The sequence below is a fragment of the Streptomyces sp. NPDC052496 genome, assembly GCF_040679095.1.
GTDB lineage: Bacteria > Actinomycetota > Actinomycetes > Streptomycetales > Streptomycetaceae > Streptomyces.
Genome location: NZ_JBFAUH010000002.1, coordinates 59,320 through 83,537 on the forward strand (window position 1 = coordinate 59,320; position 24,218 = coordinate 83,537).

The 24,218-nt window shown below is 69.3% G+C and carries 17 protein-coding genes and 1 pseudogene; 3 read left to right on the forward strand and 15 right to left on the reverse strand.

Going from position 1 to position 24,218, the window contains the following annotated elements; genetic code table 11:
• Window positions 1–297: 297 nt before the first annotated feature.
• Both AB0L45_RS03740 and AB0L45_RS03745 read right to left on the reverse strand, forming a co-directional pair.
• Window positions 298–2,172, reverse strand: a complete 1,875-nt coding sequence (locus tag AB0L45_RS03740) for a DUF2075 domain-containing protein (protein WP_365835752.1) — start codon at window positions 2,170–2,172, stop codon at window positions 298–300.
• 813 nt (window positions 2,173–2,985) lie between these two features.
• A pseudogene (locus AB0L45_RS03745) lies at window positions 2,986–3,129 on the reverse strand (Uma2 family endonuclease); the annotation flags it as partial.
• 455 nt (window positions 3,130–3,584) lie between these two features.
• On the opposite strand from AB0L45_RS03745, the gene AB0L45_RS03750 reads away from it, so the two are divergent.
• The 3 genes from AB0L45_RS03750 to AB0L45_RS03760 all read left to right on the forward strand — a co-directional run bounded on the left by AB0L45_RS03750 (window position 3,585) and on the right by AB0L45_RS03760 (window position 10,215).
• On the forward strand, window positions 3,585–5,102 hold the full coding sequence (locus tag AB0L45_RS03750) for a class I SAM-dependent DNA methyltransferase (RefSeq protein ID WP_365835754.1): 1,518 nt from the start codon (window positions 3,585–3,587) through the stop codon (window positions 5,100–5,102).
• A 5-nt stretch (window positions 5,103–5,107) separates the two neighbouring features.
• Complete coding sequence (locus tag AB0L45_RS03755) at window positions 5,108–6,337, forward strand: restriction endonuclease subunit S (RefSeq protein WP_365836333.1); 1,230 nt, start codon at window positions 5,108–5,110, stop codon at window positions 6,335–6,337.
• 251 nt (window positions 6,338–6,588) lie between these two features.
• Window positions 6,589–10,215 (forward strand): DEAD/DEAH box helicase family protein, encoded by a 3,627-nt coding sequence (locus tag AB0L45_RS03760; RefSeq protein ID WP_365835756.1) that lies wholly within the window; start codon window positions 6,589–6,591, stop codon window positions 10,213–10,215.
• A 139-nt stretch (window positions 10,216–10,354) separates the two neighbouring features.
• Here the strand turns inward: AB0L45_RS03760 and AB0L45_RS03765 are convergent, their stop codons facing one another.
• The 13 genes from AB0L45_RS03765 to AB0L45_RS03825 all read right to left on the reverse strand — a co-directional run bounded on the left by AB0L45_RS03765 (window position 10,355) and on the right by AB0L45_RS03825 (window position 24,214).
• Window positions 10,355–11,386 (reverse strand): NAD-dependent epimerase/dehydratase family protein, encoded by a 1,032-nt coding sequence (locus AB0L45_RS03765; RefSeq protein WP_365835758.1) that lies wholly within the window; start codon window positions 11,384–11,386, stop codon window positions 10,355–10,357.
• Window positions 11,383–13,170, reverse strand: a complete 1,788-nt coding sequence (locus AB0L45_RS03770; RefSeq protein WP_365835760.1) for a class I adenylate-forming enzyme family protein — start codon at window positions 13,168–13,170, stop codon at window positions 11,383–11,385. The genes AB0L45_RS03765 and AB0L45_RS03770 overlap by 4 nt, the downstream gene beginning before the upstream one ends.
• Window positions 13,167–14,402: a cytochrome P450 gene (locus AB0L45_RS03775; protein WP_365835762.1), complete on the reverse strand. Its 1,236-nt coding sequence runs from the start codon at window positions 14,400–14,402 to the stop codon at window positions 13,167–13,169. Before AB0L45_RS03775 ends, AB0L45_RS03770 begins: the two co-directional genes overlap by 4 nt.
• The gene (locus AB0L45_RS03780; RefSeq protein WP_365835764.1) at window positions 14,399–15,142 is read right to left on the reverse strand and encodes a glycosyltransferase family 2 protein; all 744 of its coding nucleotides are present in this window, start codon (window positions 15,140–15,142) and stop codon (window positions 14,399–14,401) included. The genes AB0L45_RS03775 and AB0L45_RS03780 overlap by 4 nt, the downstream gene beginning before the upstream one ends.
• A complete protein-coding gene (locus AB0L45_RS03785) occupies window positions 15,139–16,149 on the reverse strand; it encodes a 3-oxoacyl-[acyl-carrier-protein] synthase III C-terminal domain-containing protein (protein WP_365835766.1) in 1,011 nt (336 codons plus the stop codon). The genes AB0L45_RS03780 and AB0L45_RS03785 overlap by 4 nt, the downstream gene beginning before the upstream one ends.
• A 15-nt stretch (window positions 16,150–16,164) precedes the next feature.
• Entirely contained in the window at window positions 16,165–17,337 is a 1,173-nt protein-coding gene (locus AB0L45_RS03790; protein ID WP_365835768.1) for a cytochrome P450, read from the reverse strand.
• Window positions 17,338–17,539: 202 nt separating this feature from the next.
• Window positions 17,540–17,851, reverse strand: coding sequence for a DUF6506 family protein (locus AB0L45_RS03795; protein WP_365835770.1), 312 nt, complete (start codon window positions 17,849–17,851; stop codon window positions 17,540–17,542).
• A gap of 2 nt (window positions 17,852–17,853) precedes the next feature.
• Window positions 17,854–18,147 carry an acyl carrier protein gene (locus AB0L45_RS03800; protein ID WP_365835772.1) on the reverse strand — a complete coding sequence of 98 codons (294 nt, stop codon included), beginning with the start codon at window positions 18,145–18,147 and terminating at the stop codon, window positions 17,854–17,856.
• Window positions 18,144–19,949, reverse strand: a complete 1,806-nt coding sequence (locus tag AB0L45_RS03805; RefSeq protein ID WP_365835774.1) for a fatty acyl-AMP ligase — start codon at window positions 19,947–19,949, stop codon at window positions 18,144–18,146. Before AB0L45_RS03805 ends, AB0L45_RS03800 begins: the two co-directional genes overlap by 4 nt.
• 11 nt (window positions 19,950–19,960) lie before the next feature.
• Window positions 19,961–21,433, reverse strand: coding sequence for an amidophosphoribosyltransferase (gene purF / locus AB0L45_RS03810; protein ID WP_365835776.1), 1,473 nt, complete (start codon window positions 21,431–21,433; stop codon window positions 19,961–19,963).
• Entirely contained in the window at window positions 21,430–21,963 is a 534-nt protein-coding gene (locus AB0L45_RS03815; RefSeq protein ID WP_365835778.1) for a hypothetical protein, read from the reverse strand. Before AB0L45_RS03815 ends, purF begins: the two co-directional genes overlap by 4 nt.
• The gene (locus tag AB0L45_RS03820) at window positions 21,960–22,838 is read right to left on the reverse strand and encodes a hypothetical protein (RefSeq protein ID WP_365835780.1); all 879 of its coding nucleotides are present in this window, start codon (window positions 22,836–22,838) and stop codon (window positions 21,960–21,962) included. Before AB0L45_RS03820 ends, AB0L45_RS03815 begins: the two co-directional genes overlap by 4 nt.
• On the reverse strand, window positions 22,835–24,214 hold the full coding sequence (locus AB0L45_RS03825; RefSeq protein ID WP_365835782.1) for an NAD(P)-binding domain-containing protein: 1,380 nt from the start codon (window positions 24,212–24,214) through the stop codon (window positions 22,835–22,837). Before AB0L45_RS03825 ends, AB0L45_RS03820 begins: the two co-directional genes overlap by 4 nt.
• Window positions 24,215–24,218: the final 4 nt, after the last annotated feature.

Genomic DNA, 24,218 nt, shown 5'->3' on the forward strand with positions numbered 1-24,218 from the left:
CGCAGGTCAGCCGGGGTCGCTCTGTTTCGGAGCGACCCCGTCGCCGTGTCCGCTGCCGTCTCCGCACTGTATCGGCGGACGGGGTGTCACCTGACGTCGTCCCTGGCCATCCGTACCGTTGTTGGGTCGGAGCGGTGTGCGGCTCGCTAGTGCCCGCTGTATCCGGACCTTCTTGGCTGTGGCTTGCGTTGTAACCGGACGCCGGAGCGACGTGAATCTTCGCTGACTGCTGGATGGGACTTGAGGGAGTAATGCAGGAACTGGCTGTCGGGTGCGGTGAAGCTGGCGGTCGGCTGTCTACAAGGCTGCAGTGGTCGGCGTTCCGATGAGATCACCCAGCTTGGCGCGGGTCTCGGCGTCGGTGGAATAGATCATTGTGCCGACCATACCGCGGGTCAGAAGCACCTTGTACGTGTTGAGGATCAGGCGACGCACTTCCGCGTCTGAGGTGGCCTTCCGAAACACAGGGTCTTTAGATGCCGCGCGGTCAACGATCCATGTCCCGTTCCGCCACAACAAATCCGGCCCGAGGATCACGCCGCTCCAGTCGTACTCCAAACCCTGTGCGGCATAGACCGAGCCGATCTGGCCGAATCCAGCCGGGTCGGTGGCCCACAGTGCGGCGGGCGGGGCTCCCATCACGGATCGGTCACCCTTGAGATTCCACGGGCGGGCCCAGTCACCGATAGTTACATCCTTTGCTAGCGGCTGCCCCGGCTTGGCCTCCGACCATCGCCAGCAGTAACCAGCTGTCATGCGCGCGCTGAAGCCCAACGACCGCTGTTGGTCGAGGAACGCTTCCAGCTCTTGGGGGGAGTTGGCAGTTCGGAGATCCATTCGGCCGTCAGGTTCCCAACTCTTCGGTCCGCGCTTTGACGGATCGAGTAGCTGCGTCACCCAACGCAGGTATGCGTCACTGCCACCGCTTCTGAAGTTTCCGCTCAGGGATACGATCTGACAGCTGAGCCCCTTACTCTCCGCAGCTTCCTGAATCATGTTGACTGTTCCTAGCTCTCCAGGACGTACGATCTGAAGCTCGTCTAGGAGGAAAACGGGAACCCGAGCCGCATCGATCAGCTCCTCCACCTGCGGCCTTCCGGTGCGGTGAGACGTTCGGGTGTAACGGTTGGCGGAAGTTTCACGAATGCGCTGTGCTTCGTCGCAGATCAGGACATCGACGCCGTTTCGCTCGGCGGTGATGAAGCTGTTGAAGTATTTGAAAAGATTCTGCACTTCGCGACTGCGCGCCCCGGCGGTTTTCCGCATGGTTGTCGTCAATGTGGCTGAACCCGTCGCGTGCAGCACAGTGAAGCCGCTTCGATGAAATTCGCCGAGGAGAGCCAGCGCGATCGCGCTTTTACCTGAACCGGAACCGCCTGTGACGATCACGACTTCTTTGTGAGCCGAGCGCTGCGCCCTGCGGACCGCGTCCAGAACCTCTTCATATGCGACGCGCTGCTCATCCAGGAGCACGAACTGTTCTCGCTCGCGGACCTCGCCGGCGGCCACTGCCATGAGCTGCTTCGAAGGGCCGGTTTTCCCGGTGAGTAGCGCCTCGGCCGCCGCTGACCCGGACTCAGGTGCCAGTCGTTCTTTCAGGTACGCCATGAACTCGCCGCGGCGCTCTCCGCTGAACAGCCGCCCGCGGACACTCTGTCCCGCCTCGTACAGCCCGGCGATGCCGAACTCGGTCGCGTTGCAGAGGTAGGCAACACCTGCGATGCACTCTGAATGACCGGCCAGCGCCCCGTTGGATGACGCCAAATAATCGCAATAACCGCGGACCTGCTCGATCGGATTGAGCATAGGCTGTGTGTTTGAGTCAACTCGGCACAGCAGCGGCTCCCCTTCCTCCAACTCCGCGCTACTCCACTGCTTCAGCTCGATGACTACGTATGAGGGCTGCCCGCTTTCCGGGTGCACCCCGGCGAGTACCACGTCGGCGCGTTTGGAGGTGAGTGGCAACACATATTCGATCATCATGTGGACCTGATCGAGCCCGGCGTCCAGGAGCACACTGGTCAGCACTGGGATACCGCCCTCCCAGAGGCGTTCCTCAGATGCGCTGGGCTCATGGCCATGGGCGTGGAGGAATTTCTCGCGCAACTGAAAGGGAAGCGAACCTTCGCTGACGTGTGCGGCGATTTTGAGTGCCGGTGCGTTGAGCAACAATGAATGCCCCTAGACGGTGTGCATAATTCTGTGCAAGTTTGGAAGGTTTTCCATCTTCCGCTTCGGCTAGCATGAGCCCGGACGAGGCTGTCGGTGACGCTGCTCAACTTTATCTTCGCAGGTAACCGACGCTGGCAGTGCCAGCTGGAGCATGCGTATCTGGAACATGCTCCGGCCGGCACTGCGGGAGAAAGTGAACAACTTCTACTTCCGTCGCCACCACGTTGTTAGGAGATGACGGAAGACCTTAGCCAGCTCGCGGATGATTTCGGGGCGGTCGGCGGAGCGGCTGCCGCGAAGGGCCGCATTGACGACCCGGCATGCGGTGACACAGATTGCCACGCAGCAAGTGATCAGGGTGAAAGCGGCGGTAGAAGCGGCGACGATGAGGGGGTCGGAGAGCAAGGCAGTCCTTTCGGCGCTACGCCGAACCATGGTGGGGCATGTGGTCCAGGTTCGTCGCAGCCCGTTGGTGGGCGGTCTGAGCGTTAGACCGTGCGGTCGGAACTGGCCGACGATGCCGTGGAGACTGCCGTGTCCCGGTGTGCTACGCAGCACAGCTCAGAGAGATCCAGCGCTGCTGAACGACAGCTGAACGCGCGGAAAGGCATGGTGACGCTCCGTTGGCTGTTGAGGACGTGTCTGCACGTGCAGAAGTCCGATGTTTGCCAGATGGGGCGGGATGATACCTCATAGAGACTCGTGTGGATAGTAGGCCGGGATCCTGACCATGCTTGCGGGGCGCAGAGCCTCGTGTGCCCACGGAATTACTGTGCTGGCACGGCGCGTGGCTCGGCCTCTTGTGGGGAAGGTGTCCTCGTCCTCGATGCGCCAGTAGTGCGGGATGCTGGCCTCGGCGTACTTGTGGAGCTTCGGCGTGCGGTCGCGGTGGGTCGACTCGGGAGGGGGGACGGCCTCGACGACGAGTTGGACCTCTTCCGATACGTACCAGGTGCGCTGCGTCCCGGTCGCCGGTGATTAGTGCTGCCTATGCCACGCCAACGGGCGGGTCGGACGGCTATTCCGGGGACGCAGCGGAGGAGGACAGCCTCGGGGGATGTCGGAGTCCCCGCCCAGCTGATGGATCCCGTTGCTGGGTCCGGCACTGTCTCTGAAGTGATGTGCCGGCGTTTGCGCAGCTCACAGCCCTCTCACCGATACCCCAGTGCAACGTGTAGGCACTAGATCCACCACGTTGCCTTCGGAACATACGCAGGTCAGAAGGGTCCGTCTCTGTGAAGCCGGACCCTCGGCCTGTTTCCGTACTGACTGTGCGCAGGGCAGTAACGAGGGGGCGGTGCGGATCGAGGCCGAGCGGGAAGCGGACCCCGCGGCGGGTGGGTTGCGCCGAGAGCCCGGCTCACGCGGAGCACGGACCGCCGCTGTCAGTGCTCGCCGCTACGATCGACCACGTGATTACGGGCGAACTCAAAAGCCAGGTGGACCGCGTCTGGGACGCGTTCTGGACCGGCGGCATCTCCAACCCCCTCGAAGTGATGGAGCAGGTCACGTACCTGCTTTTCGTCAAGCGCCTCGACGAACTCCAGATCGTCAAGGACCGCAAGGCGAACCGCATCGGAGAGCCCGACCCGGACCCGTTCTTCGGTCCGGACGAGCAGGACCTGCGCTGGCAGAACTTCAAGGACCGCGCCCCCGAGATCGCGTACAAGCTGGTGGCCGAAGGAGTCTTTCCCTACCTCCGCCGCATGGGAGGCGACCACTCCACGTACGCTCACCACATGCGGGATGCTCGCTTCACCATCCCGTCGCCCAACCTCCTCACCAAGGTCGTCGACATCCTCGACAGCCTTCCGATGCACCGCAGCGACGTGAAGGGCGACGTCTACGAGTACCTGCTTGCCAAGATCGCTTCAGCCGGCCAGAACGGCCAGTTCCGCACCCCGCGTCACATCATCGACCTCATGGTCGAGATGACCCAGCCCCGTCCTGGCGATAGGATTTGCGACCCGGCTTGCGGCACGGCGGGCTTCCTTGTCCAGTCGGCCACCTACGTTCAGCGCGAGCACCGTGAGGAACTGTACGGTGCCGCCCAGCGCAAGCACTTCAACGAGTCGATGTTCCATGGCTTCGACTTCGACTCGACCATGCTTCGCATCGGCTCGATGAATATGCTCCTGCACGGCATCGAGAACCCGGACATCCGCTACCGTGACTCGCTGTCGGAGTCCGCCTCTTCGGAAGCCGAGCGCTATTCACTCATCCTCGCAAATCCGCCCTTCGCGGGCAGTCTCGACCCCGATCAGACCGCCGTGGACCTCCTCCGGGTCGTCAAGACCAGGAAGACTGAACTCCTCTTCCTGGCCCTCTTCCTCAAGCTCCTGAAGCCCGGCGGCCGAGCTGCCGTCATCGTTCCCGACGGCGTCCTCTTCGGCTCCACCAAGGCTCACAAGGAACTCCGCCGCATGCTGGTCGAAGACCAGAAGCTGGACGCTGTGGTGAAGCTTCCAGCCGGTGTCTTCAAGCCCTACGCCGGTGTCTCCACCGCCATTCTCTTCTTCACCCGCACCGACTCCGGCGGCACGGACGAGGTCTGGTTCTACGATGTCCAGGCCGACGGCATGTCCCTGGATGACAAGCGCAACCTCCTCGTGCCGGAGGACAAGTTCGGAGTCCGCCCCACCGAGCCTCTGACCGAGGATGACCACGCCAAGAACAATCTCCCGGACGCCCTCACCCGCTGGTTCGCCCGCGATACCAGCGAACGCGAGCGCCCTCGTACCGCCCAGTCCTTCACGGTAGCCAAGGCGGACATCGCAGCCCAGGGCTACGACCTGTCACTCAGCCGGTATAAGGAAATCGTCCACGAGGAGATCGAGACGCGGGCACCGACGGACATCCTGGCCGACCTTCAGCGCCTTGAGAAAGAGATCGCAAAGGGCACCGAAGAGCTGAAGGGGATGCTGACGTGAGCGATATGCGAAGCGTGCGGCTCGGTGATGTTGCGAAGTTCATCCGCGGAGTTACGTTCAAGCCCGTTGATGTCGTGCCATCCGAAACCGATGGGGCGATTCGATGTATGAGGACGAAGAATGTTCAGTCCACTCTAGACACCTCGGACGTCTGGAGCATTGATTCCGGAGTCGTTAAGCGAGAAGAGCAATATTTGCACCCCGGGGACCTTCTGGTCTCCAGTGCTAACAGTTGGAACCTTGTCGGGAAGTGCTCCTGGGTTCCCGAAATGGAATATCCGGCGACCTTCGGTGGATTCGTGAGCGTCTTGCGTGGAGACGGGACGTTGATCGACAAACGTTACCTGTACCACTGGTTCGCTGCATCAAGCACGCAGGCGACGGTCAGAAGTTTCAGCCGGCAGACGACCAACATTGCGAACCTGGACCTGAAGCGGTGTCTGGAACTGCAGATTCCGCTTCCGCCGCTTGCTGAACAAAAACGTGTCGCAGCAGTCCTTGACCATGTGGAAGCCCTCCGAGGCAAGCGTCGCCAAGCCATCGGCCTCCTCGACGACCTCGCCCGGTCCATCTTCCTGGACATGTTCGGTGATCCTCTGGTCAATCCCAACGATTGGCTCAGGGTGCCACTGAGGGAGCTTCTCAAGAGTGTGGACAGCGGAAGGAGTCCACAGTGTCTCGCTCATCCTGCCGGGCCGGGGGAGTGGGGGGTTTTGAAGCTTGGGGCAGTCACCAAGTGTGTCTATTTGGCGGACGAGAACAAGGCGCTTCCAGAGGGAGAAGCTGCCGATCCTCGCCACGAAGTTCAGGCCGGTGACCTCCTGTTCACCAGGAAAAACACCCCAGAGCTGGTTGCCGCGTGCGCCTACGTGTGGAATACGCCGGGCCGCCTCTTGCTGCCAGACCTGATTTTTCGCCTGACTGTCGCAGATGATTCGGTGGTGAATAAGGTCTATCTGCACGCCCTGTTGACGTACCCGCCAAAGCGGGCTAAGGTGCGTGAACTCGCTTCCGGCAGTTCGGCGTCGATGCCGAACATTTCGAAAGCGAAACTGCTCAATTTTCAGTGTGAGATCCCCCCGATCGGGCTGCAAAGAGAGTTCGCGGATCGGATTCGTTATATCGAAGGGCAGAAGGAAGAACACCGTGCCCATCTTGCCGCCCTTGACGAACTCTTCATCTCACTCCGGCAGCGTGCCTTCGCCGGCGAACTCTGGGAGCACGAAGCCGCGTAACCTGTAACGCGTCGCCGCCCCGGCCCAGCTCACAACACCGCTGCCCAGGCCGGGCAACGTACAACCTCGGCAGCACTCCATGGGGCAGGGGAGTCCCAGGGGCGCCGCCGGACCTACCGCATTACGTCAGCCGCGACTGGTCGTCCGGTACGGCCGCGTCGTACGCGCGGTGGTGTGGGCCGCACCATGCATGGGCCGACCCCACCACCGCGAGCAGAATCGCCAGCAGGGGAGAGGGGCGGTAAGTAACCATGCGCAGCAACGCGAACAACGAGAGTCCGGACAACGGGGGCGACGAGGCCGGACAGCGGGGGGCCACGCCCCTCGAACCCCACGGCCCAACCGGTCAACCCATGCCCGCTGCCGCTTCCCGCGACCGGGTTGCCTCCCGGGCCGCCGCCCAGGTGTCCAACTTCGATTTTCTCAAGGCTTCCTGGCCCGCTTTCTACCAAGAGGCCCGTCAGGCTGAACGTTTCGCCCACGCCGATCCACGCGCCTCCTGCTTCTACTCTCGCCGGGCGCTCGAACTCGCCGTCCACTGGATGTACGCCAACGACACCTCCAGCCTGCGTGAGCCGTACCGCAGGGACCTTGCGGCTCATCTCCATGAGGCGAGCTTCAAGCGGCTCGTCGGACCGGCCGTGGCGACGAAGATGGACTTGGTGCGCCGCCTCGGCAATGACGCCGTACACAAGGCCGCGCCCGTGCCGACCGCCACTGCGTTCTCCGCGCTCAGGGAGCTGTTCCACTCCCTCTACTGGGTGGCCCGCACCTATGCCGCACGCCCCGAGCTCCGCCCGGCCTCGGCGCTCGACTTCGACACTGCCGCCGTGCCCCGGCCGCTCTCCCCGCAGGCGCGCCTGAAGAAGCAGGCTGAGCTTAAGGCGGAAGCGGAGGCGGATGCCCGCCGCTACAAGCAGCAGGCCGAGGAGTTGAAGCAGGCTCTCACCGAGAACGCCGCCCGCGCCCGCGAGATCGTCGAGCTGCGGGCACAGATCGAGGCCGCCAAGCAGGCCAACAGCCAGATTCAGGACACACACGACTACGACGAGCAGGCCACCCGCGACGCCTTCATCGACCTCCTTCTCAAGGAAGCCGGCTGGACCGTCGGTGCCACCGACTGCACGACCGAGCACGCCATCACCGGCATGCAGACTGAATCCGGCAACGGTCGTGCCGATTACGTCCTGTGGAGCGACGACGGCAAGCCCATCGCCGTTGTCGAGGCCAAGCGCACCCGCCGCGACCCTCGCGACGGCCAGCAGCAGGCCAAGCTGTACGCCGATGCCCTCGAAGCCGCCCACAACCGCCGCCCGGTCATCTTTTTCACCAACGGCTACGAGACCCACATCTGGGACGATGGCCTCGGCTACCCACCCCGCCAGATCTCCGGTTTCCTCACCAAGGAGCAGCTGCTCTGGCACATCCAACAGCGGGCCCTGCGCCGTTCCTTGTCCACGTACCCCACCGACTTGAGCATCGCCGGCCGCCCCTACCAGCTCCGTGCGATCAAGCGCGTCGGCGAGACCTACGACCGTGAGCGCATGCGGCAGGCGCTCCTTGTCATGGCTACCGGCACAGGCAAGACCCGTACCACCGTCGCCCTCGTGGACCAGCTCTCCAAGGCCGGCTGGGTCAAGAACGTCCTTTTCCTCGCCGACCGCGAAGCCCTCGTCATCCAGGCGATGAAGGCGTTCAAGGAACACTTGCCGAATACCCCCGTCGCCAGTCTCCTGGACGACAAGAACGCCTCCGCCCGTGTCTTCGTCTCCACGTACCAGACGATGATCAGGCAGATCGACCTGACCGACTCAGCAGGTCGTCGGCGCTTCGGCCCCGGCCACTTCGACCTGATCGTCATCGATGAGGCCCATCGCTCCGTATACGCCAAGTACGGCGAAATCTTCAACTACTTCGACTCGCTCCTCCTGGGCCTCACCGCTACCCCGAAGGACGAGATCGACCGGAACACCTACAGGCTGTTCCAGTTGGAGAACGGCGTACCCACCGACTCCTACGGCCTGGACGAGGCCGTCGTCGATGGCTACCTCGTGCCGCCGCGCGCTGTGAAGGTACCCCTAAGAATCATGGAGCGCGGCATACAGTATGCGGAGCTTTCCGAGGAGGAGAGGGCCGAGTGGGACGCGAAGGAATGGACCGAGGACGGTCAGGTCCCTGACGCTGTCGGCCGTAATGACATCAACAAGTACGTCTTCAACGAGGACACCGTCGACAAGATGCTGGAGGTCCTGGTCACCAAGGGCCACCGTGTTGAAGGTGGGGACCGTCTCGGCAAGACCATCATCTTCGCCAAGAGTAACGAGCACGCCCGCTTCATAGAGGCGCGCTACAACGCCAATTACCCTCAGGGAGCCGGCCACACAGCCCGCGTGATCACGTACAAGGAGACATATCGTCAGAGCCTCATCGAGGACTTCTCCAACCCCGCCAAGGAACCGGACATCGCGATCTCCGTCGACATGCTGGACACCGGCATCGACGTTCCCGAGGTCGTTAACCTGGTTTTCGCCAAGGCGGTCTTCTCCAGGACCAAGTTCTGGCAGATGATCGGTCGCGGCACCCGACTGCGCCCTGCCCTCTTCGGCCCGGATCAGACCGACCCCGGGCACGCCAAAAAGGACTTCCGGGTCTTCGATTTCTGCGGCAATATTGACTTTTTCAACAGCGAGATCGACAGCAGCGAGGGCCGCCAGACAGTTTCCCTCGCCGAGCGGCTCCTTGCCGCCCAGCTCGACCTGCTGCGCAGCCTGGACCGCCGCCATCAGCCCGACCCCGCCCGCGATGGCGGCCCGGACGGCATCAGCACCGAGCACGCTGTGCGGTGGGCTTTCGCCCACCGCCTCAACGGAGTGATCAACGGCATGAGCCCGGACAACTTCCTGGTCCGCCCGCACCGTCGCGCCGTGGAGGTCTACGCCGATTTCACCACTTGGCACCGCATTGACGACGATGCCGAGGCCGAGATCCGCGAGAAGCTGATCAAGCTGCCCAGCACGTACGACCCGGACGCGGACGATCAGCGTGAGGACGCCAAGCGCTTCGACCTCATCGCCTTCCGGCTTCAGCTCGCGGCCTTGGAGGGCGGCAAGGAGTACGGCAAGCTCCGTACCAAGATCACGGAGATCGCCGAGAACCTGCTCGACAAGGTCAACATCCCGGCCGTGGCTGAGCAGGCCGCCCTCCTGGAAGCCCTGGCCGGCGACGAATGGTGGCAGGACGCGACCCTCCCGTTGCTGGAGGACATGCGCCGCAGAGTCCGCAGTCTCGCCAGTCTCGTGGACACCAAGGCCAAGCGGAAGATCGTTTATACGGACTTCGAGGACGAGCTCGGTGAGATCACCGAGGCCGAGCTGCGTGGCTTGCCCGTCGGTACCGACGAACAACGTTTCCGCCAGAAGGCCCGTGCCTACTTGCTGCGGCACGGCGACCACCCGTCCGTGCATAAACTCCGTCACGCCGAGCAGGTCACCAGCGAGGATCTGACCGCCTTGGAAGAGGTCTTCCTGGCGGAAGGGATCGCCTCGCCGGAAGACCTCGACGAGGTACGCGGAGGCACCGGCCTCGGACCCTTCCTCCGTGGTCTGTGCGGTCTGAACCCGCAGGCCGCACAGCAAGCCTTCGCCGGCTTCATCGGTGAAGGGCGACTTACCCCTCGCCAGGCCGACTTCGTTATGTTGATCATCGATGTGGTGGTCAGGCGGGGATTCCTGGACAACAAGGACCTGTACGAAGGCCCCTTCCTTGACCGAGCCCCGGGTGGCCCCGACGACCTCTTCGACGACGAACAGGTCGATGACCTCTTCGCAGTCTTTCTCAACCTGCGCCGGACTGCCCAGCCGTCGGCTTCGGAGATGTAGGAAAAGTGGGGTTATCACAACGGTCCGCAGTAGCGTCCGGGGCAACCCGCCTTGCGATGGCTGCCCCGCAACCGGCCGTCAGGGGGGCGAGCGGCGTGGCTGTGCTGCTCGCGGCCGGACTAACGGCCCTCGACCGCATTCACCAGTCGCCCGCCCCCCGAAACGACGTCTCCGCAGGTTCGAATCCCAGGCCCTGGCGTGCTGCCTCCAGGTTCAGTGTTCGTTCTACGGCTAGGTGGCTGATGGCGTAGCGGGTGAGGCGGGGTGGGTGGGGGCGGTGCGTTAGGTGGGAGATGGTTTCTGTGGTGGTGGCGGCTGCGGAGGCCAGGGGGTGGGGGATGGAGCGTAGGCGGGGGTGGGTGCCGCGTTCTGCCAGGAGGGTGCGTAGGGCTTCGCCGATGGGGAGGGGGGTGGCGTCGGCGATGTTGTAGGTGCCGGGGGCTGTGGTGGGGGTGCAGGCGAGGAGGGTGGCGGTGGTGAGGTTGTGGATGTGGGTGAGGGATTGGAGGGCTTTGCCGTTGCCGGGGAGCCAGAGGGAGTTGCCGCGTACGGCGTTGAGTATGCGGGGGAGGAGGGTGCGGTCGCCTGGGCCGTAGATGGCGTGGGGGCGGAGGATGACGGTGTCGGGGCGGTGGGAGAGGGCGCGTTCGGCGGCGGCTTTGGAGGCTGCGTAGGGGGTCAGGTAGCGGCGGACGGGCGCTTCGGATTCCTGGGCCTGTACGGTCGGGCGGAACGGGTCGTAGACGCTGGCTGTGGAGATGTGGACCAGGCGGGCGCCGGGGAAGGTCGCGACCACGTTTCTGGTGCCGGTGAGGTTGGCTCGCCAGACGGGGGCGGGCGGGCCCCAGTCGCTGACGGCGGCGGCCGCGTGCACGACCGCGTCCACCTCAGGGGCGTCGGGCCAGGGGCCGGTGGTGAGGTCCCAGTCGGCGCGGGTGAGGGCGTGGACCGTCCAGCCCCGGTCGGCCGCGGCGCGGCATACGGCGCTGCCGACGAAGCCGCGGGCGCCTGTTACTGCGATTCTCAGGGCGCCTTCGGGGGCGGGTGGCGTGGCGCTGCTCTGGCCGGGGCGCGTGGCGCTGCTCTGGACGAGGCTCGTGGCGCTGCTCCGGCCGGGGCGCGTGGTGTCGTTCCGGTCGCGTTGCGGGGCGTCGTTCCGGTCGGGGTTCACGGTGCCTCCGTGGGGTGGGGTGCGACTCTGTCGCGGAGGCGGGTTCGTAGGGCTTCGCGGTCCGGTTTGCGGGTGCGGCCCGTGACCGGGATGCGGTCCAGGACGACGATCTCGTCGGGGAGTGCCGCCGTGTCGATGAGGGTGGGGAGGCGGGAACGGACGGATGCGGTGAGGGTGTCGGTGGGGGTGGTGCCGTCGGGGACCAGGGTGAGGATGACGCGCTCGTCGCCGTAGGGGTCGGGGACGCCCACGATGACGGCCTCGGCGACGCCGGGCAGGGCGGTGACGGACGGCTCGTACAGGCCGGGGTAGATGTTCGTGCGGCCGCGGATCAGCATGTCCTTCTTGCGCCCCAGGAGGATGAGCTGTCCGTCCTCCAGGCGGGCGAGGTCTCCGGTGGCGTGTTCGTGCATGGGGGGCTCGCCCAGGTAGCCGCGGCACAGGTTCGGGCCGGAGACGAGGAGTTCGCCGTCCGGGGCGGTGCGGAGGGTGATGGCGGGGAGCGGGGTGCCCAGGAGGTCTCCTGGGCCGGTGTGGTCGAGCTTCTGGCGGCCGGTGGCGATGGCGACCGGCACCATCTCCGTCATGCCGTAGACCGCGAGGAAGTCCACCGACGGCAGGGCGCGTTGCGCGCGGCGCAGCAGGCCGGGGAGGACGGGGGCGCCGCCGAGGACGAGGTGGCGCAGCGTCGCGGGGAACGCGGCCTCGCCCCGTTCCACGGCCTCGACGACCGCGGGGAGATCGGCGGGGACACAGAACGCGTGCGTGGCGCCCGTCAGGCCGCGGGCGAAGCGCGCGGGGTCGGCCGCGGGGGCGAAGCCGTACGGCGGCATGGTCCAGTGGGCCCCGGCGATCAGAGCGGGGACGCCCATCATCAGCTGGTCGGTGTGGAGGGTGTCCCCGGCGGCCATGCCCAGGGCAGGACCGCAGCCCGCGAGGCCGGCACCCAGCGAACCGCGCGTGTGCACCACGGCCTTGGGCGCCCGGGTGGTGCCCGAGGTGAAGACGACGAGCGCCTCCTGGCCGGGGTCGGCGTGCGGGCGTACGGCCGGGACGGGACCGGCGGCGAGCCGGCGCGCGGACAGGGCTCCGGCGGGCACCCCGGGCAGCCGGCGGCCGGCGTAGATGTGGCGCAGGCCGAGGCGGTGGTACGGGGGCAGGAGCAGGCCACGGCGCCGGGCGAGCGGGCGGCCGTACCGGGCCACCGCGTACAGCAGCGACTCGGCGGCGGCCCAGCGGGGCGCGGCCAGTTCGCGGCGCGCGGCGAACAGTTCGGGTCCGGCACCGGGGTCGGCGAAGACGACGGTGCCGCCGGCCGCGATCACACCGAGGGCCAGGACGACGCCGTCCGGGCCGGGCCGTACGGAGAACAGCACCCGGTCCTCGCGCGCCAGTCCCGCCTGGCGCAGCCGGTGGGCGGTGGCCAGGACGGCGCGGGCGAGCTGGGCATAGGTGAGCGTACGGGCATCGGGCCCGGTGAGCGCGGGCGCGGCACCACGCCGGTCCGCGGTGTCGAACAGGGCGGTCAGGAGGTCGGTGGGGGAGGTGGTGTCAGTGGGGGAGGTGGCATAGGTGGGAGCAATGGTGCCGGTGGGAGCGATGGTGCCGGTGGGAGCGATGGTGTCGGTGGGGGAGTCGGCGCCGGTGGAGGAGGTGGTATCAGTGGGGGAGTTGGCGTCGGTGAGGGAGTCGGCATAGGTGGGAGAGGCGGCGTCGGTGGGGGAGGTGGTGCCGGGGCCGATGGTGGTGCCTGTGCTGCGGTCTGTGCTGGTGCCCTCGCTCACATCACACTCCGAAGTTTCAGGTCGAGCCGCGCGTACCCGGGGATCAGCACCCGGCGGGCGGCGCGGCGGCCGGTGACGGTGGTGGGGCCGGCGGTGCGGACGGCGTCCAGTACGGCGTGGATCTGCGCCATGGCGAGCGGCATGCCCAGGCAGAAGTGCGGGCCGGCGCCGAACCAGAGACGGCGTAGTTCCGGCGGGTGGGGCCGCTCGGGGGCGAAGGGGCCGTACGCCTGCGCGCACAGCAGGGTCGCGATGACGATCCGGTCCCCGGGGGCCACCGGCACCCCGCCGACGGTGGTGGGTCCGGCGACACTGCGCAGCATCACCGGCGAGGGCACGGTGACCCGCAGCGCCTCCTCCACGACGGCGTCCAGGCCGGGAGCGGGCCCGGAGCGGCCACCGTCGGACGTACCGTCGTGGCCGTCTCCGAGGCGCGAGAGCCCACCCCCGCCCAACCACCCCGAATCGTGACAAAGCGCAACCAGCCGCGGAATGAAGGACACCAAGGTCTCCGTCCCGGTCAGCAGGAATGCGCCCACGGCCCCCCGGGCCTCCTCCTCGTCGAGGCCCAGGCCGCGCAGCCGGCCCGGCAGGGTCTCCTCGGAGCCGGCGCGGTACGCGGCCACCGCGGAGGCGGTCAGCGAACCCAGCACCTCGCGCGCCCGCGTGACCTGGCGGCCCGTCATGGAGTGGCGCCACAGCCGCACCATCTTGGTGACCTCGGACGCCTCGGCGTGCGCGGCCGCGAACCGGTCCGGCTCCACCGGCATGCCGACGATCTCGCAGATCGCCGCGCCCGCACAGATCTGGGCGACGCGTACGAGGTCGACCTCCTCGCCCGCGCGCAGCCGGCGCGTGAGGTCGGCGAGCGGCTGGGCCAGGACGCGGGCGCAGAGCGCGCTGACGTAACCGGGGGTGAAGAGCCCGGAGAGCCGGCGGCGCAGCGCGGTGTGGTCGGGGCCTTCCATGTTGAGCAGGACGGAGGGGCCGAGCACGGGGGTCCACAGGTCGGCGGGCGATCCCGGGCCGGTCTTGGTGAAGTTGACGGTGTCGCAGAGGACTTCGCGCGCGAGCGCGGCGTCGCTGACGACCACGCCGACGCGGGGTACGCGGACGACCGGACCGCGCGCGGCGACGGCGCGCAGCAGCCGGTACGCGACGGGGTGGGCGGCGGTCTGGAGCCGCTGCTCCCACCGGTCCAGGGCGGCGGGCGGCGCGAGGACCGTGGTCATCGGATGTCCACCACCTCGGGCCGGTACCGGTGGTCGGCGTACCAGCCGAGCGTGCGGCGCAGGCCCCAGGCGCGGACCCGGCGGGCGGACCCGGCGACGCGCACGTCGCGCCGCACCCCGTACGCCGGGGTCAGCTTGCGTACCGCGTTGACCAGGGCCCGGTCCTCGTGGACCTCTTCGATCGCGGTGCGCGGGAAGCCGCCGGCGCGTTCGTACAGCGCGGCGGTGACCGCCATGTTGCAGCCGGGTGCCATCACGTAGGGACCGAGGTAGTCAGGGCTCCGGTTGCCGGGTCGGAAGCGTCCGAAGAGCGCCGCGACCTCGGTGGCGCCGACCAGCGCCGCGCGGCGCAGGGGTGACAACGGGGCCTCGTCGGTACGCGGGCGCAGGCGGCCGCCGATCAGCTGGAGGCCGGCGTCGAAGGCCGCCCGTACGCGGGCGGTCCAGTCGGCGGCGGGCAGGCAGTCGGCGTCCGTACGGGCCAGGTGGGTGGCGCCGTGCGCGATGGCGTAGCGCATGCCGGTGTCGGCGGCGGCGCCGGTGCCCTTCTGGGTCTCGTGGACGAGGTGCAGGTCTCCGGGGAAGCCGAAGGACCGTACGACGTCGGCGGTGCCGTCCGTCGAGTTGTTGTCGACCACGACCAGGGAGAAGTCGCGGTCGGTCTGCGCGGCGAGGGCCCGCAGTGTCGCTGTGATCCCCGGCGCCTCGTTGTACGCGGGGACGACCACCCAGAGTTTCACAGCCGGATCACGCTCAGTCCCATGCTGATGCCGCCCGCGAGGCCGACCAGGCCGACCAGGTCGCCGATGCCCGCCCGCCCGCTCTCCTGGGCGCGTACGAGCTGCAGGGGCAGGCTCGCCGAGGCGGCGTTGCCGTGCTCGGTGACGGTGACGGCGATCTTGTCCGCGGGCAGGCCGAAGCGTTCGACCAGTTCGTCCAGGTACGGCTTGGACACCTGGTGGACGCAGACGGCCGCCATGTCCTGCCAGCCGACGCCGAGCCGTTCCAGCGTCTCGTCCAGGATCTGCGGGCCGAGCTGTTCGAAGGCGCGGCGCAGGCCCACGCCGTCCAGGCGGAAGTAGGTGTGCTCGTCGCCCCGGGGGTGGGCGGAGCCGCCGGAGGCCAGGGTGCCGACGCTCCAGGACCGGGAGTCGGCGGTGAAGCCGCAGCCCAGGACGCCGGGTTCGGCGGACCGTTCGAGCAGCAGTGCCGCACCCGCGTCGGACAGCGTGTAGCCGGGGATCGACGCGAGGTAGGTCCGCAGGTCGGGCACCGACCAGCGCACGGCGCGCGAGGGCGACTCGCCGCAGGCGATCAGGATCCGGCGGTAGGAGCCCTGGGCGATCAGGGCGTGCGCCGTCTCCAGGGCGTTGAGCACGCTGTTGCAGGCGTTCTTCACGTCGAAGACGGGGCAGCGCAGGTCCAGGCGGTCGGCGACCATGTGGGAGGTCGCGGGCTCGATCATGTCCTGGCTGGCGGCGGCGAATATCAGCAGGTCGATGCTGCCGGGGTCGGTGCCCGTCCCGGCGAGCAGCTTGCGGGCCGCGGCGGCGGCCAGGTCGGACGCCTGCCAGTCGTCGGGCATGACGTGCAGCCGTTCGACGCCGGTCAGGCGGCGTACCAGGCCGGGTGGCGGCCGGAATCCGGTGGAGGCGGCGGCCACCCGGTGTTCGGTCTCCGTGGCGGAGCGGACGGTCTCGGGCAGGTGGACCGCCACCCCGGCGAGCCGGGCGTGGGTCAGGGACATGGCAGTGGTCTCCCGTCAGACGAGGGTCACGGTCAGCCGGTCGTACGAGGGAATGACCACGCGGCGGCTGTAGCGGCGCGCCACGATCCGCCAGGGCCGCCCGACGGCGGTCAGGGTCTCCAGGGTGCGGCCGATCTCCGCCTGGGCGATCGCGGAGCCCAGGCAGTGGTGGCGGCCGGCCCCGAACCACAGCTGGCGGTTGGCCGGTTCGGCGGGCCGGCCGAGCCGGAAGCCCCCGGTGAGGCTGTTGGCGGTGTAGTTGAGCAGCGTGATCCGCTCGCCGGCGCGCAGGGTGCGCCCGGCGAGCCGTACGTCGCTGCGTACGGTCCGGCCGATGACCGGGGCCGGGGCGGTCGCCCGCAGTCCCTCGCGGACCGCCTCCGGAACCCGGTCGGGCGCCGCGACCAGCTTGTGCTGCTCGCCGGTGTCGTGCAGCAGGGCCACGGTCCGGGTGATCGCGCTCGCGGCGGTCTCGGTCGCCGCGACGCCCACCAGCGCCGCCATCCCGGCGGTCCGGTGCGCGTCCAGACCCACCTCGCGGCAGCGTCCGACGAGGTGGTCGGGGGACTCGGTGCGCCAGATGTCCGCCACGTGGCCGGTGAGCCGGGCGACGATCTCCCGGCCGCGGGCCACGGTCGCCTCGGTGAGGTCGCCGCCGCCGGCGGCTTCGACGGAGAGGGCGGCCAGTTCGCGGGCGGTGGCGAAGACGCGTTCGTACGCCGCGTCGTCGGTGCCGGTGACGGGCACCCGCAGCAGCTCGGTGACGATCCGGCCGACGACCGCCCGGCCCAGGGCCGCGACGTCCACGGGCCGGCCGACGGCCAGCTGGGCGCGGGCCTCGGCCAGCCGGGCGCCGATGGTGCGGTCCACCAGGGCGCGGGCGGTGGTCTCGCCGAAGAGTTCGCGGGTGCCGGCGCGCAGGGCGCGGTGCCCTTCCCCGTCGAAGAGGTCGTCGACCCAGTCGCCGAGGAGCTGGGCCCAGAGCCGGCCCACGCCGCCGCGGTCCAGGACGGTGAAGTGCTTCTGGTCGGTGAGGACGGCGCGGGCGGTGGCCGCGTCGGCGGTCAGCCAGCCGAGGCGGGGCACGTACTTCAGCGGCCGGGCGAACCGGCCGGCGTGGAGCAGGACCGGCAGGGCGGGACGGCTGGCTGCCAGTACGCGCAGTTCGTGGAGTTCGGCGCGGTTCATGGTGGTGACCCATCTCGTCGTCGTACGGGGATCCCGGGCCGGTGCCGGGCCGTCCCGCCGTGGCCTGCCGGGCGGTTCCGGGGCCCGCGGGGCCTCCTCGCCTTACGGGGGAAAGGGAGGAGACCCCGGCGGGAGGCGGGCTGGGGTCAGCCCGCCTGCGGCGGGAAGAGCGCTGCCATGCCGTCGATCGACTCGGGGCAGGTCAGCCCGCCTGCGGCGGGAAGAGCGCTGCCATGCCGTCGATCGACTCGGGGCCGTACCCGACGGAGCCGACCGGCACCCGGGACTTGGTGGCCTCGATGACCTTGGCCGTCCACACGGGGCCGAAGCCGCCGCACAGTTCGATGAGCTGGATGCCCTCGTCCACCAGGGCCGCCGCCACCTCGGGTGCCTGGGACGGGTCCGCCATACCGACCATGACGGCGCGGAAGCCGTCCCGTTCGATCACGGACCGGTCCCGCTCGGGGTCGAGCCCGCGGCCGGTGAAGAGGAATCCGAATGCGTCCAGTGCCATGTTCATCGCTCCTTGGTCTGCTGGGGCGGCCGGGTGGCCCGGGCCAGCTCTGCCACGACTTCGTCGGCCGCTTCGGTCAGGGTCAGTCTGCCGAGGGAGGCGTCCTGCGGCAGCTGCACCCCGCACCACCTCTCCAGGTCGCCGGCCAGCACGGACGTCGTCATCGAGTCGATGCCGAAGGCGCTGAGCGGCACGTCCGTGTCCAGGTCGGCGGGCGCCATCTCCAGCAATTCGGCGACCACTTGGCGAAGTCGCTCGGCCACCAGCCCGGGCGTGATGTCCTGCGCGGTGCTCATGCCGCTCCCTCCGTGCGCCGGCTGGACCACTGGGCCAGCGGCGCGAGCTGTCCCGTCCTGACCTGTTCCGCGCACGTCCGGCGGCGGATCTTTCCGCTCGTGGTGCGGGGGATCTTGTTGCGCGGTACGGCGTAGACGCTGACCGCGGCCGGCAGCACCTTCGCGACGGCGATCCCGGCGGCGCGGACCGCGGCGGCGAGCGCGTCGGTGTCGCGCACCGTCGTCTCGACGACGACCGCGACACCCCGGTCGTCCTCGCCGAGCGGCCAGGCGGCGGCCCGCTGCTGGGCGAAGGCCGGGTGGGCGTCCAGCGCGACGGCCTCGGCGTCCTGCGGGAAGTAGTTCTCCCCGCCGATGATCAGGACGTCCTTGATGCGGCCGGTGATGAACAGCTCGCCCTCGTCGACGAAGCCGAGGTCCCCGGTCCGTACGTACGCCGGCCCGGAGCCCGCCTCCGTACCCGCCACCCGTGCCGCGAAGGTCTCCGCGGACTCCTGCTCGCGGGCCCAGTAGCCACCGCAGTTGCCGGGCGAGTCGACCCAGATCTCACCGACGACCCGGTCGGCGAGGACCTGACGGGTGTCCGGGTCCACGACGGCGACCGTGACGCCGTCCACCACGGTCCCGCAGCCGACGAGTTCGACGCCCTCGTCCGCCAGGGTGGTCCGCACCGCCTTGCCCTCGGCCAGCGCCAGCCGGTCGTACAGCCCCACGACCGTGGGCTCCAGCGACGGGCTGACGCTCACCGCGAGGGTGCACTCGGCCAGCCCGAAACCGGGCGAGAAGACCTCTTCGCGGAAGTAGCTCATCCGGAACGCTTCGGCGAACCGGCGCTGGGTGGCGGCCCGTACCGGCTCCGAGCCGTTGACCGCGACCCGCCAGGTCGACAGGTCGATGGCGGCGCGCTCCTCCTCGGACACCCGGTTGACGCACATGTCGTACGCGAAGTCGGGCGCGGCGGTGAACACGTCGTCCTCGGCGGCGATGGCCCGCAGCCACACCTTCGGATCGCGGACGAAGGTGGCCGGCTCCATGGTGACCGTGGTGGCGCCCGAGACCAGCGGCAGCACCACGGCGGTGCACAGCCCCATGTCGTGGAAGAACGGCAGCCAGCTGACGATGGTCGTGCCGGGCTCGACCTCGCAGCGGTCGCGCATCGCGGCCTGGTTGGCGACCAGGTTGCCGTGGCTGACCACGACACCGCGCGGGTCACCGGTGGAGCCGGAGGTGTACTGGAGCAGTGCCGTGGTCTCCGGGGCGAGCGCCGCCGGGTCCGGCGGCAGGGCCGCCTCGGGAGCGGGCAGGTCCTGGCGTACGGGAACCCACCGCACCCCGGGGAGCAGGCCGGAGTCGGCCTCCTCGGCGTCCTGCCGGGTGGAGACGAGGACGGCGCACGGGGCGCAGTCGCCGCAGATCGCCGACAGCCGCTCGGCGCGGGTGGTGGTGCCGCCCCGGGCGGCGGTGCGGAAGGCGGGCACCGGTACGGCGATCATGCCGGCGTACAGGCAGCCCAGGAATCCGATGTGGAAGTCGAGACCGGGCAGGGCCGGCACGATCACGCGGTCCCCGGCGCGGCCGGCGGCGCGCAGGGCGGCGGCCAGCGCCCGGGCGCGGAGGTCGAGTTCAGCCGGGATCAGGCTCTCGACCGGTGTGCCGGACGCGTCGAGGGCGGTGACCACGGGACGGCCGGCGTCGGGGCCGGTGGTGCGGGCCAGAAGGGCTTCGACGATGGTGCGGGCTTCCCGACCGGTGTGCGCCGGTGCCGGCTGCCGGGTCGCGGTCGCCGCGGTTGGGGTGTTCACTGCTGGGCTCCTCATTCGGCTGTGGCTCGGGACGCCAGGGCGGTCTCGGAACGGGCCTCGGGCCCGCAACCGACCGCCGGGGCGGCGAAGGCGGCGGGGACGGCGGTCGGATAGCGGCCGGTCAGACAGGCGGTGCAGTAACCGGAGGAGTCGCCTCCCACGGCTTCGGTGAGCCGGTCCAGGGACAGGAACACCACGCTGTCGCAGTCCAGTTGTCCGGCCAGCTCGGTGATCGGCAGCCGGGCGGCGAGCAGTTCGGCGGGCCGGCCGGTGTCGACGCCGTAGAAGCAGGGCCACCGGTACGGCGGGGAGGCGATCCGCAGGTGCACCTCCACGGCACCGGCGTCGCGCAGCAGCCGGGCCACGGTGCGCATCGTGGTGCCCCGTACGAGCGAGTCGTCCACCAGGACCACCCGCCGCCCGGCGACGGCGTCCGGCACCGGGACGAGTTTGCGCCGTACCGTCTGCTCCCGGGCCGCGCCGTCACCCGCGATGAAGCTGCGGCCGACCGCTCCGGGGCGCAGCAGGCCCTGGACGACGGACAGCCCCGCCCGCTCGGCGTAACCGTCGGCGGCGACCCGCGCGGTCTCCGGGGTCGCCACGACGACCGGGCGCGGCTCGCCGCCCACCGGCGCGTAATCGGCCAGGGCCTGGCCCGCCCGGTAGCGCGCCCGGTAGACGCTGCGGCCGGAGAGCGTCGAGTCGGCGCGGGCGAAGTAGACGTACTCGAAGAGGCAGGCGGCCGTCTTCGCGTCCGGGGCCTCGATCCGGCTGCTCGTCGTGCCGTGGGCGCCGATGGACAGCACCTCACCGGGCTCCAGCTCCCGGACCACCTCGCCGCCGACGGCGGTGACGGCGGCCGTCTCGGACGCCAGCAGCCAGGTGTCGTCCCGCCGGCCGAGCGCGAGCGGCCGGAAGCCGTGCGGGTCGCGTACGCCGTACAGGTTCTCCCCGTCGGTCAGGACGAGGGCGTACGCGCCCCGCAGCGTCGGCAGCACCTCGTGCAGCGCCGCCCGGGTGTCGAGGCCCGCCGCCATACGGGCGGCGAGCAGCAGCCGGGCCAGCAGCTCACTGTCGGTGGAGCAGCCCGCGGGCTCCACGGCCTCGGCGCCGGGGGCCGTGTGCGGATCCACCAGGGTGCCGTTGTGCGCGAGGGCCAGCGGCGGCCGGTCGAGGACCACGGGCTGGGCGCCCGCCAGGCCGTCCCGCGCGCCGTGAGTGGCGTACCGGACGTGACCGATCGCGACCGGGCCCTCGGGGAGCCCGTCCAGATCGGGCAGCGCCTGCGCGACGGTGCCCGCGCCGTGCCGGGCGACCAGGGCGGCGCCCGTGCCGACGGCGATCCCGGCGCTCTCCTGGCCGCGGTGCTGCAAGGCGACCAGCATCTCCCGCACGGGAGCGGCGTGGCGGCCGGCCGGCCCCCACACGCCCGCGACGCCGCAGGCCTCGCGGGGCCGGTCCGCGTCGTACGGGTCCGCGCTCATAGGAGGTCACCGCCCGTGTCGAGCCAGTCGGTGAAGGCGTCGAGGTCCGGCAGGATCACCGTCGAGCAGGAGAGCACCGCCAGGTTCTGCCGCATGTCCGTGATGGAGACGACGGTGCGCCCGGCCCGGTGGGCGGAGAGCATCTCGGCGGCGGTGCCCATGCTGGGCTCGTGACCGGGCAGCCAGGCCACGCACACGTCGCTGTCCGCGGCCAGCCGGGTCAGCCGGTGGAACAGGTCCGTCAGCTCCCGCAGTTCCGGCGCGAGGTCGGCGTGGCGCAGCACCGGCCGGTCCGCGAGGGCGGCGTGCGCGGCCCGTACGTCGGCGGGGTGCGCGGCCAGCCACTCGGCCATCAGCACACCGGGGTCGTGGATCACGGCCTCGGGCCGCCGGGCGCGCAGCGTGCCGGTCAGCAGCTCCCGGTAGGACTGGTCGGTGAGGTGCGCGCCCGTACGCGCTCCCTGCATGGTGCCCGCCAGGAAGTACGAACGGGTCCGCCGCACCACGCCGGAAACGGCTTCGGCCGTCATTCGTCCTCCAGGGAGTAGGGCGCCAGGTCCAGCCCGGCAGGGGCCGCGGCGCGGTGGATGGCCGCCGCTTCGAGCAGGAACGCGATCACGTCGTCCCGCGGCGCGGCCACCGCGTCGGCCACCACGTCGAGGTTCTGCTCGAAACCGGCCTCGCCGTACGCGGCGACGGCACCCTGGTTGTCCTTGGTGATCAGCAGCGACCGGTCCTCGGCGATGCCGGCGGGCCGCCCGGCCAGCGGCAGGATCAGCTCGGCCAGCTGCCGGGTGCCCGGGTGGAGCACCCGTACGGACACACTGTGCTGCTCGGGGTGGACCAGCAGCGGACGGACCCAGTCGGCCGGCGGCGGCACCGTCTCCAGCCGCGAACCCGGGCGCATGACGAACGACCGGGACGCCACGTTGTGACCGCGCCGCGGACTGAAGCGCAGGTAGTCCAGGCGGATCACGTCGTCGTCCAGCGTCCAGGTGGCCCGGACCCGGCCGGGCGCCGGGGTGCCGTCCGCGCGTACCCGGTACGGATAGGCGTCGACGACGACCCGCACCGCGCCGTCGGCCGCCGCGGAGCGGTCGAGCCGCAGCGGCTCGCTGTGCAGGAGGTACGGGTCGAGGACGACGACGTGGTCCGGGCCGCGGTAGACGGCCGCGACATGCCGCCCGTCGATCAGGTACTCCGCGGTCACACCGGTCCGCTCGGCCACCATTCGCCCGGCGGCGAACGACTGCCAGGCGCAGGACAGGCCGAAGCGCGGCGGCGCCGCCCGGGTGCCGAAGTACTCGTGGAACTGGGACGCGCTGTTGTACGGAACCCCGACCAGCACCTCGTCGAGGACGTCGTTCTGCACATCGGTCAGCAGTGCGGCGCCGAGGGAGTTCACTTGCGGCCTCCCTTGAAGAGCGCGGCGGCCTGCTCCAGCAGGGAGGGCCGCTGGGCGTACGTGGTGTCCTGGCCGCCCAGCAGCGACAGGTGGTCGCGGAGCACCCGGAGGTAGGTGAGGAGTTCGAACTGGGTGAGGTTGCGGGGCGAGTCGAGGAACTTGATGCCGCCGCTGATGTCCACGTCCCGGCGGCGCTTGAGCTCGTCGAACCGGCGGGCCGCTTCCGGATCCCGCCGCCGCGCCGCCAGATAGGCGGCGATGACCCGCGACTGGAGCTCCACGGTCGGGAAGTGACCGCCGGTCCCGTCGGTCATACCCGCGATGAAGAGATCGTCGTAGCGCGGCGAGAAAGCCAGCAGGTAGAAGTCCGGACGGCCCTTGTGCCAGTCGAGGTGTTCCGCGCCGACGAACGGGATGTGAATCCGGAACCCGGTCGCGAGAATGATGGTGTCGAATTCCTCGGACGTACCGTCGGCGAATTCCACGAACTTGCCGTCGAACCGCACCGGAGCCGTACGCACCTGCACCCGTCCGTGCGCGCAGTAGTACGGCAGCAGGGAATTGACGATCGGCGGGGATTCCAGCGGCTCATGATCGGGCTTGGGCAGCCCGAACTGCTCGGGACTGCCGATGCTCAGTTTCAGCATCGTACGGTAGGCGGCGCGCGCCACCGGGGCCGGCAGCCGCAGATTCTGGCTCGACTCCGACACCTGGTCGGCGGGCTTTCCGAAGATGAACTTCGGGAAGAAGTAGTAACCGCGGCGCATGCTGATGGCCACGTCGTTGGTGACCCCCGCGGCCTCCACCGCGATGTCGCAGCCGGAGTTGCCGGCGCCCACCACGAGCACCCGCTTGCCGGCGAGGCCGGCCGGGCTGCTGTAGTCCCGGCTGTGCAGGATCTCGCCGTCGAACTTCCCCGGGAAGGCGGGCGTGTGCGGGTGCCAGTTGTGACCGTTGGCGATGATCAGCGCGCTGTGTTCCTGCGTGTGGCCGTCCGCCGTGGTGACGCGCCAGCCGTCGGACAGCCGCTCGACCCCGGTCACGTCGGAGCCGAACCGGATCAGCCGCAGCAGGTCGAACCGCTCCGCGTACTGGCGCAGATAGGCGTGCACCTGGTCGTGGCGCGGATAGGACGGCAGGCCCCGGTCCATGGGCAGGTCGGCGTATCCGGTCACCTCGCGCGAGGTGATGGTGTGCGTGTTCTCGTAGACCGAGCTTCGCGGATTGCCGATGTCCCAGATACCGCCGACACCGGAATGGGACTCGTACGCCGTGCAGGGAATGTTCAGATCACTGAGGTTTTTCAGAGAAGCGAGACCGGAAGGGCCGGCTCCGATGACGGCGACCGGCCGTGGATCCGATTGCGGTGCTGACACGTGA

Coding starts and splice junctions, on each gene's coding strand:
- AB0L45_RS03755 (WP_365836333.1), top strand. CDS start 5,108: ATGCGAAGCGTGCGGCTCGGTGATGTTGCGAAGTTCATCCGCGGAGTT.
- AB0L45_RS03760 (WP_365835756.1), top strand. CDS start 6,589: ATGCGCAGCAACGCGAACAACGAGAGTCCGGACAACGGGGGCGACGAG.
- AB0L45_RS03775 (WP_365835762.1), bottom strand. CDS start 14,402: ATGACCACGGTCCTCGCGCCGCCCGCCGCCCTGGACCGGTGGGAGCAG.
- AB0L45_RS03785 (WP_365835766.1), bottom strand. CDS start 16,149: ATGTCCCTGACCCACGCCCGGCTCGCCGGGGTGGCGGTCCACCTGCCC.
- AB0L45_RS03790 (WP_365835768.1), bottom strand. CDS start 17,337: ATGAACCGCGCCGAACTCCACGAACTGCGCGTACTGGCAGCCAGCCGT.
- AB0L45_RS03795 (WP_365835770.1), bottom strand. CDS start 17,851: ATGGCACTGGACGCATTCGGATTCCTCTTCACCGGCCGCGGGCTCGAC.
- AB0L45_RS03800 (WP_365835772.1), bottom strand. CDS start 18,147: ATGAGCACCGCGCAGGACATCACGCCCGGGCTGGTGGCCGAGCGACTT.
- purF (WP_365835776.1), bottom strand. CDS start 21,433: ATGAGCGCGGACCCGTACGACGCGGACCGGCCCCGCGAGGCCTGCGGC.
- AB0L45_RS03815 (WP_365835778.1), bottom strand. CDS start 21,963: ATGACGGCCGAAGCCGTTTCCGGCGTGGTGCGGCGGACCCGTTCGTAC.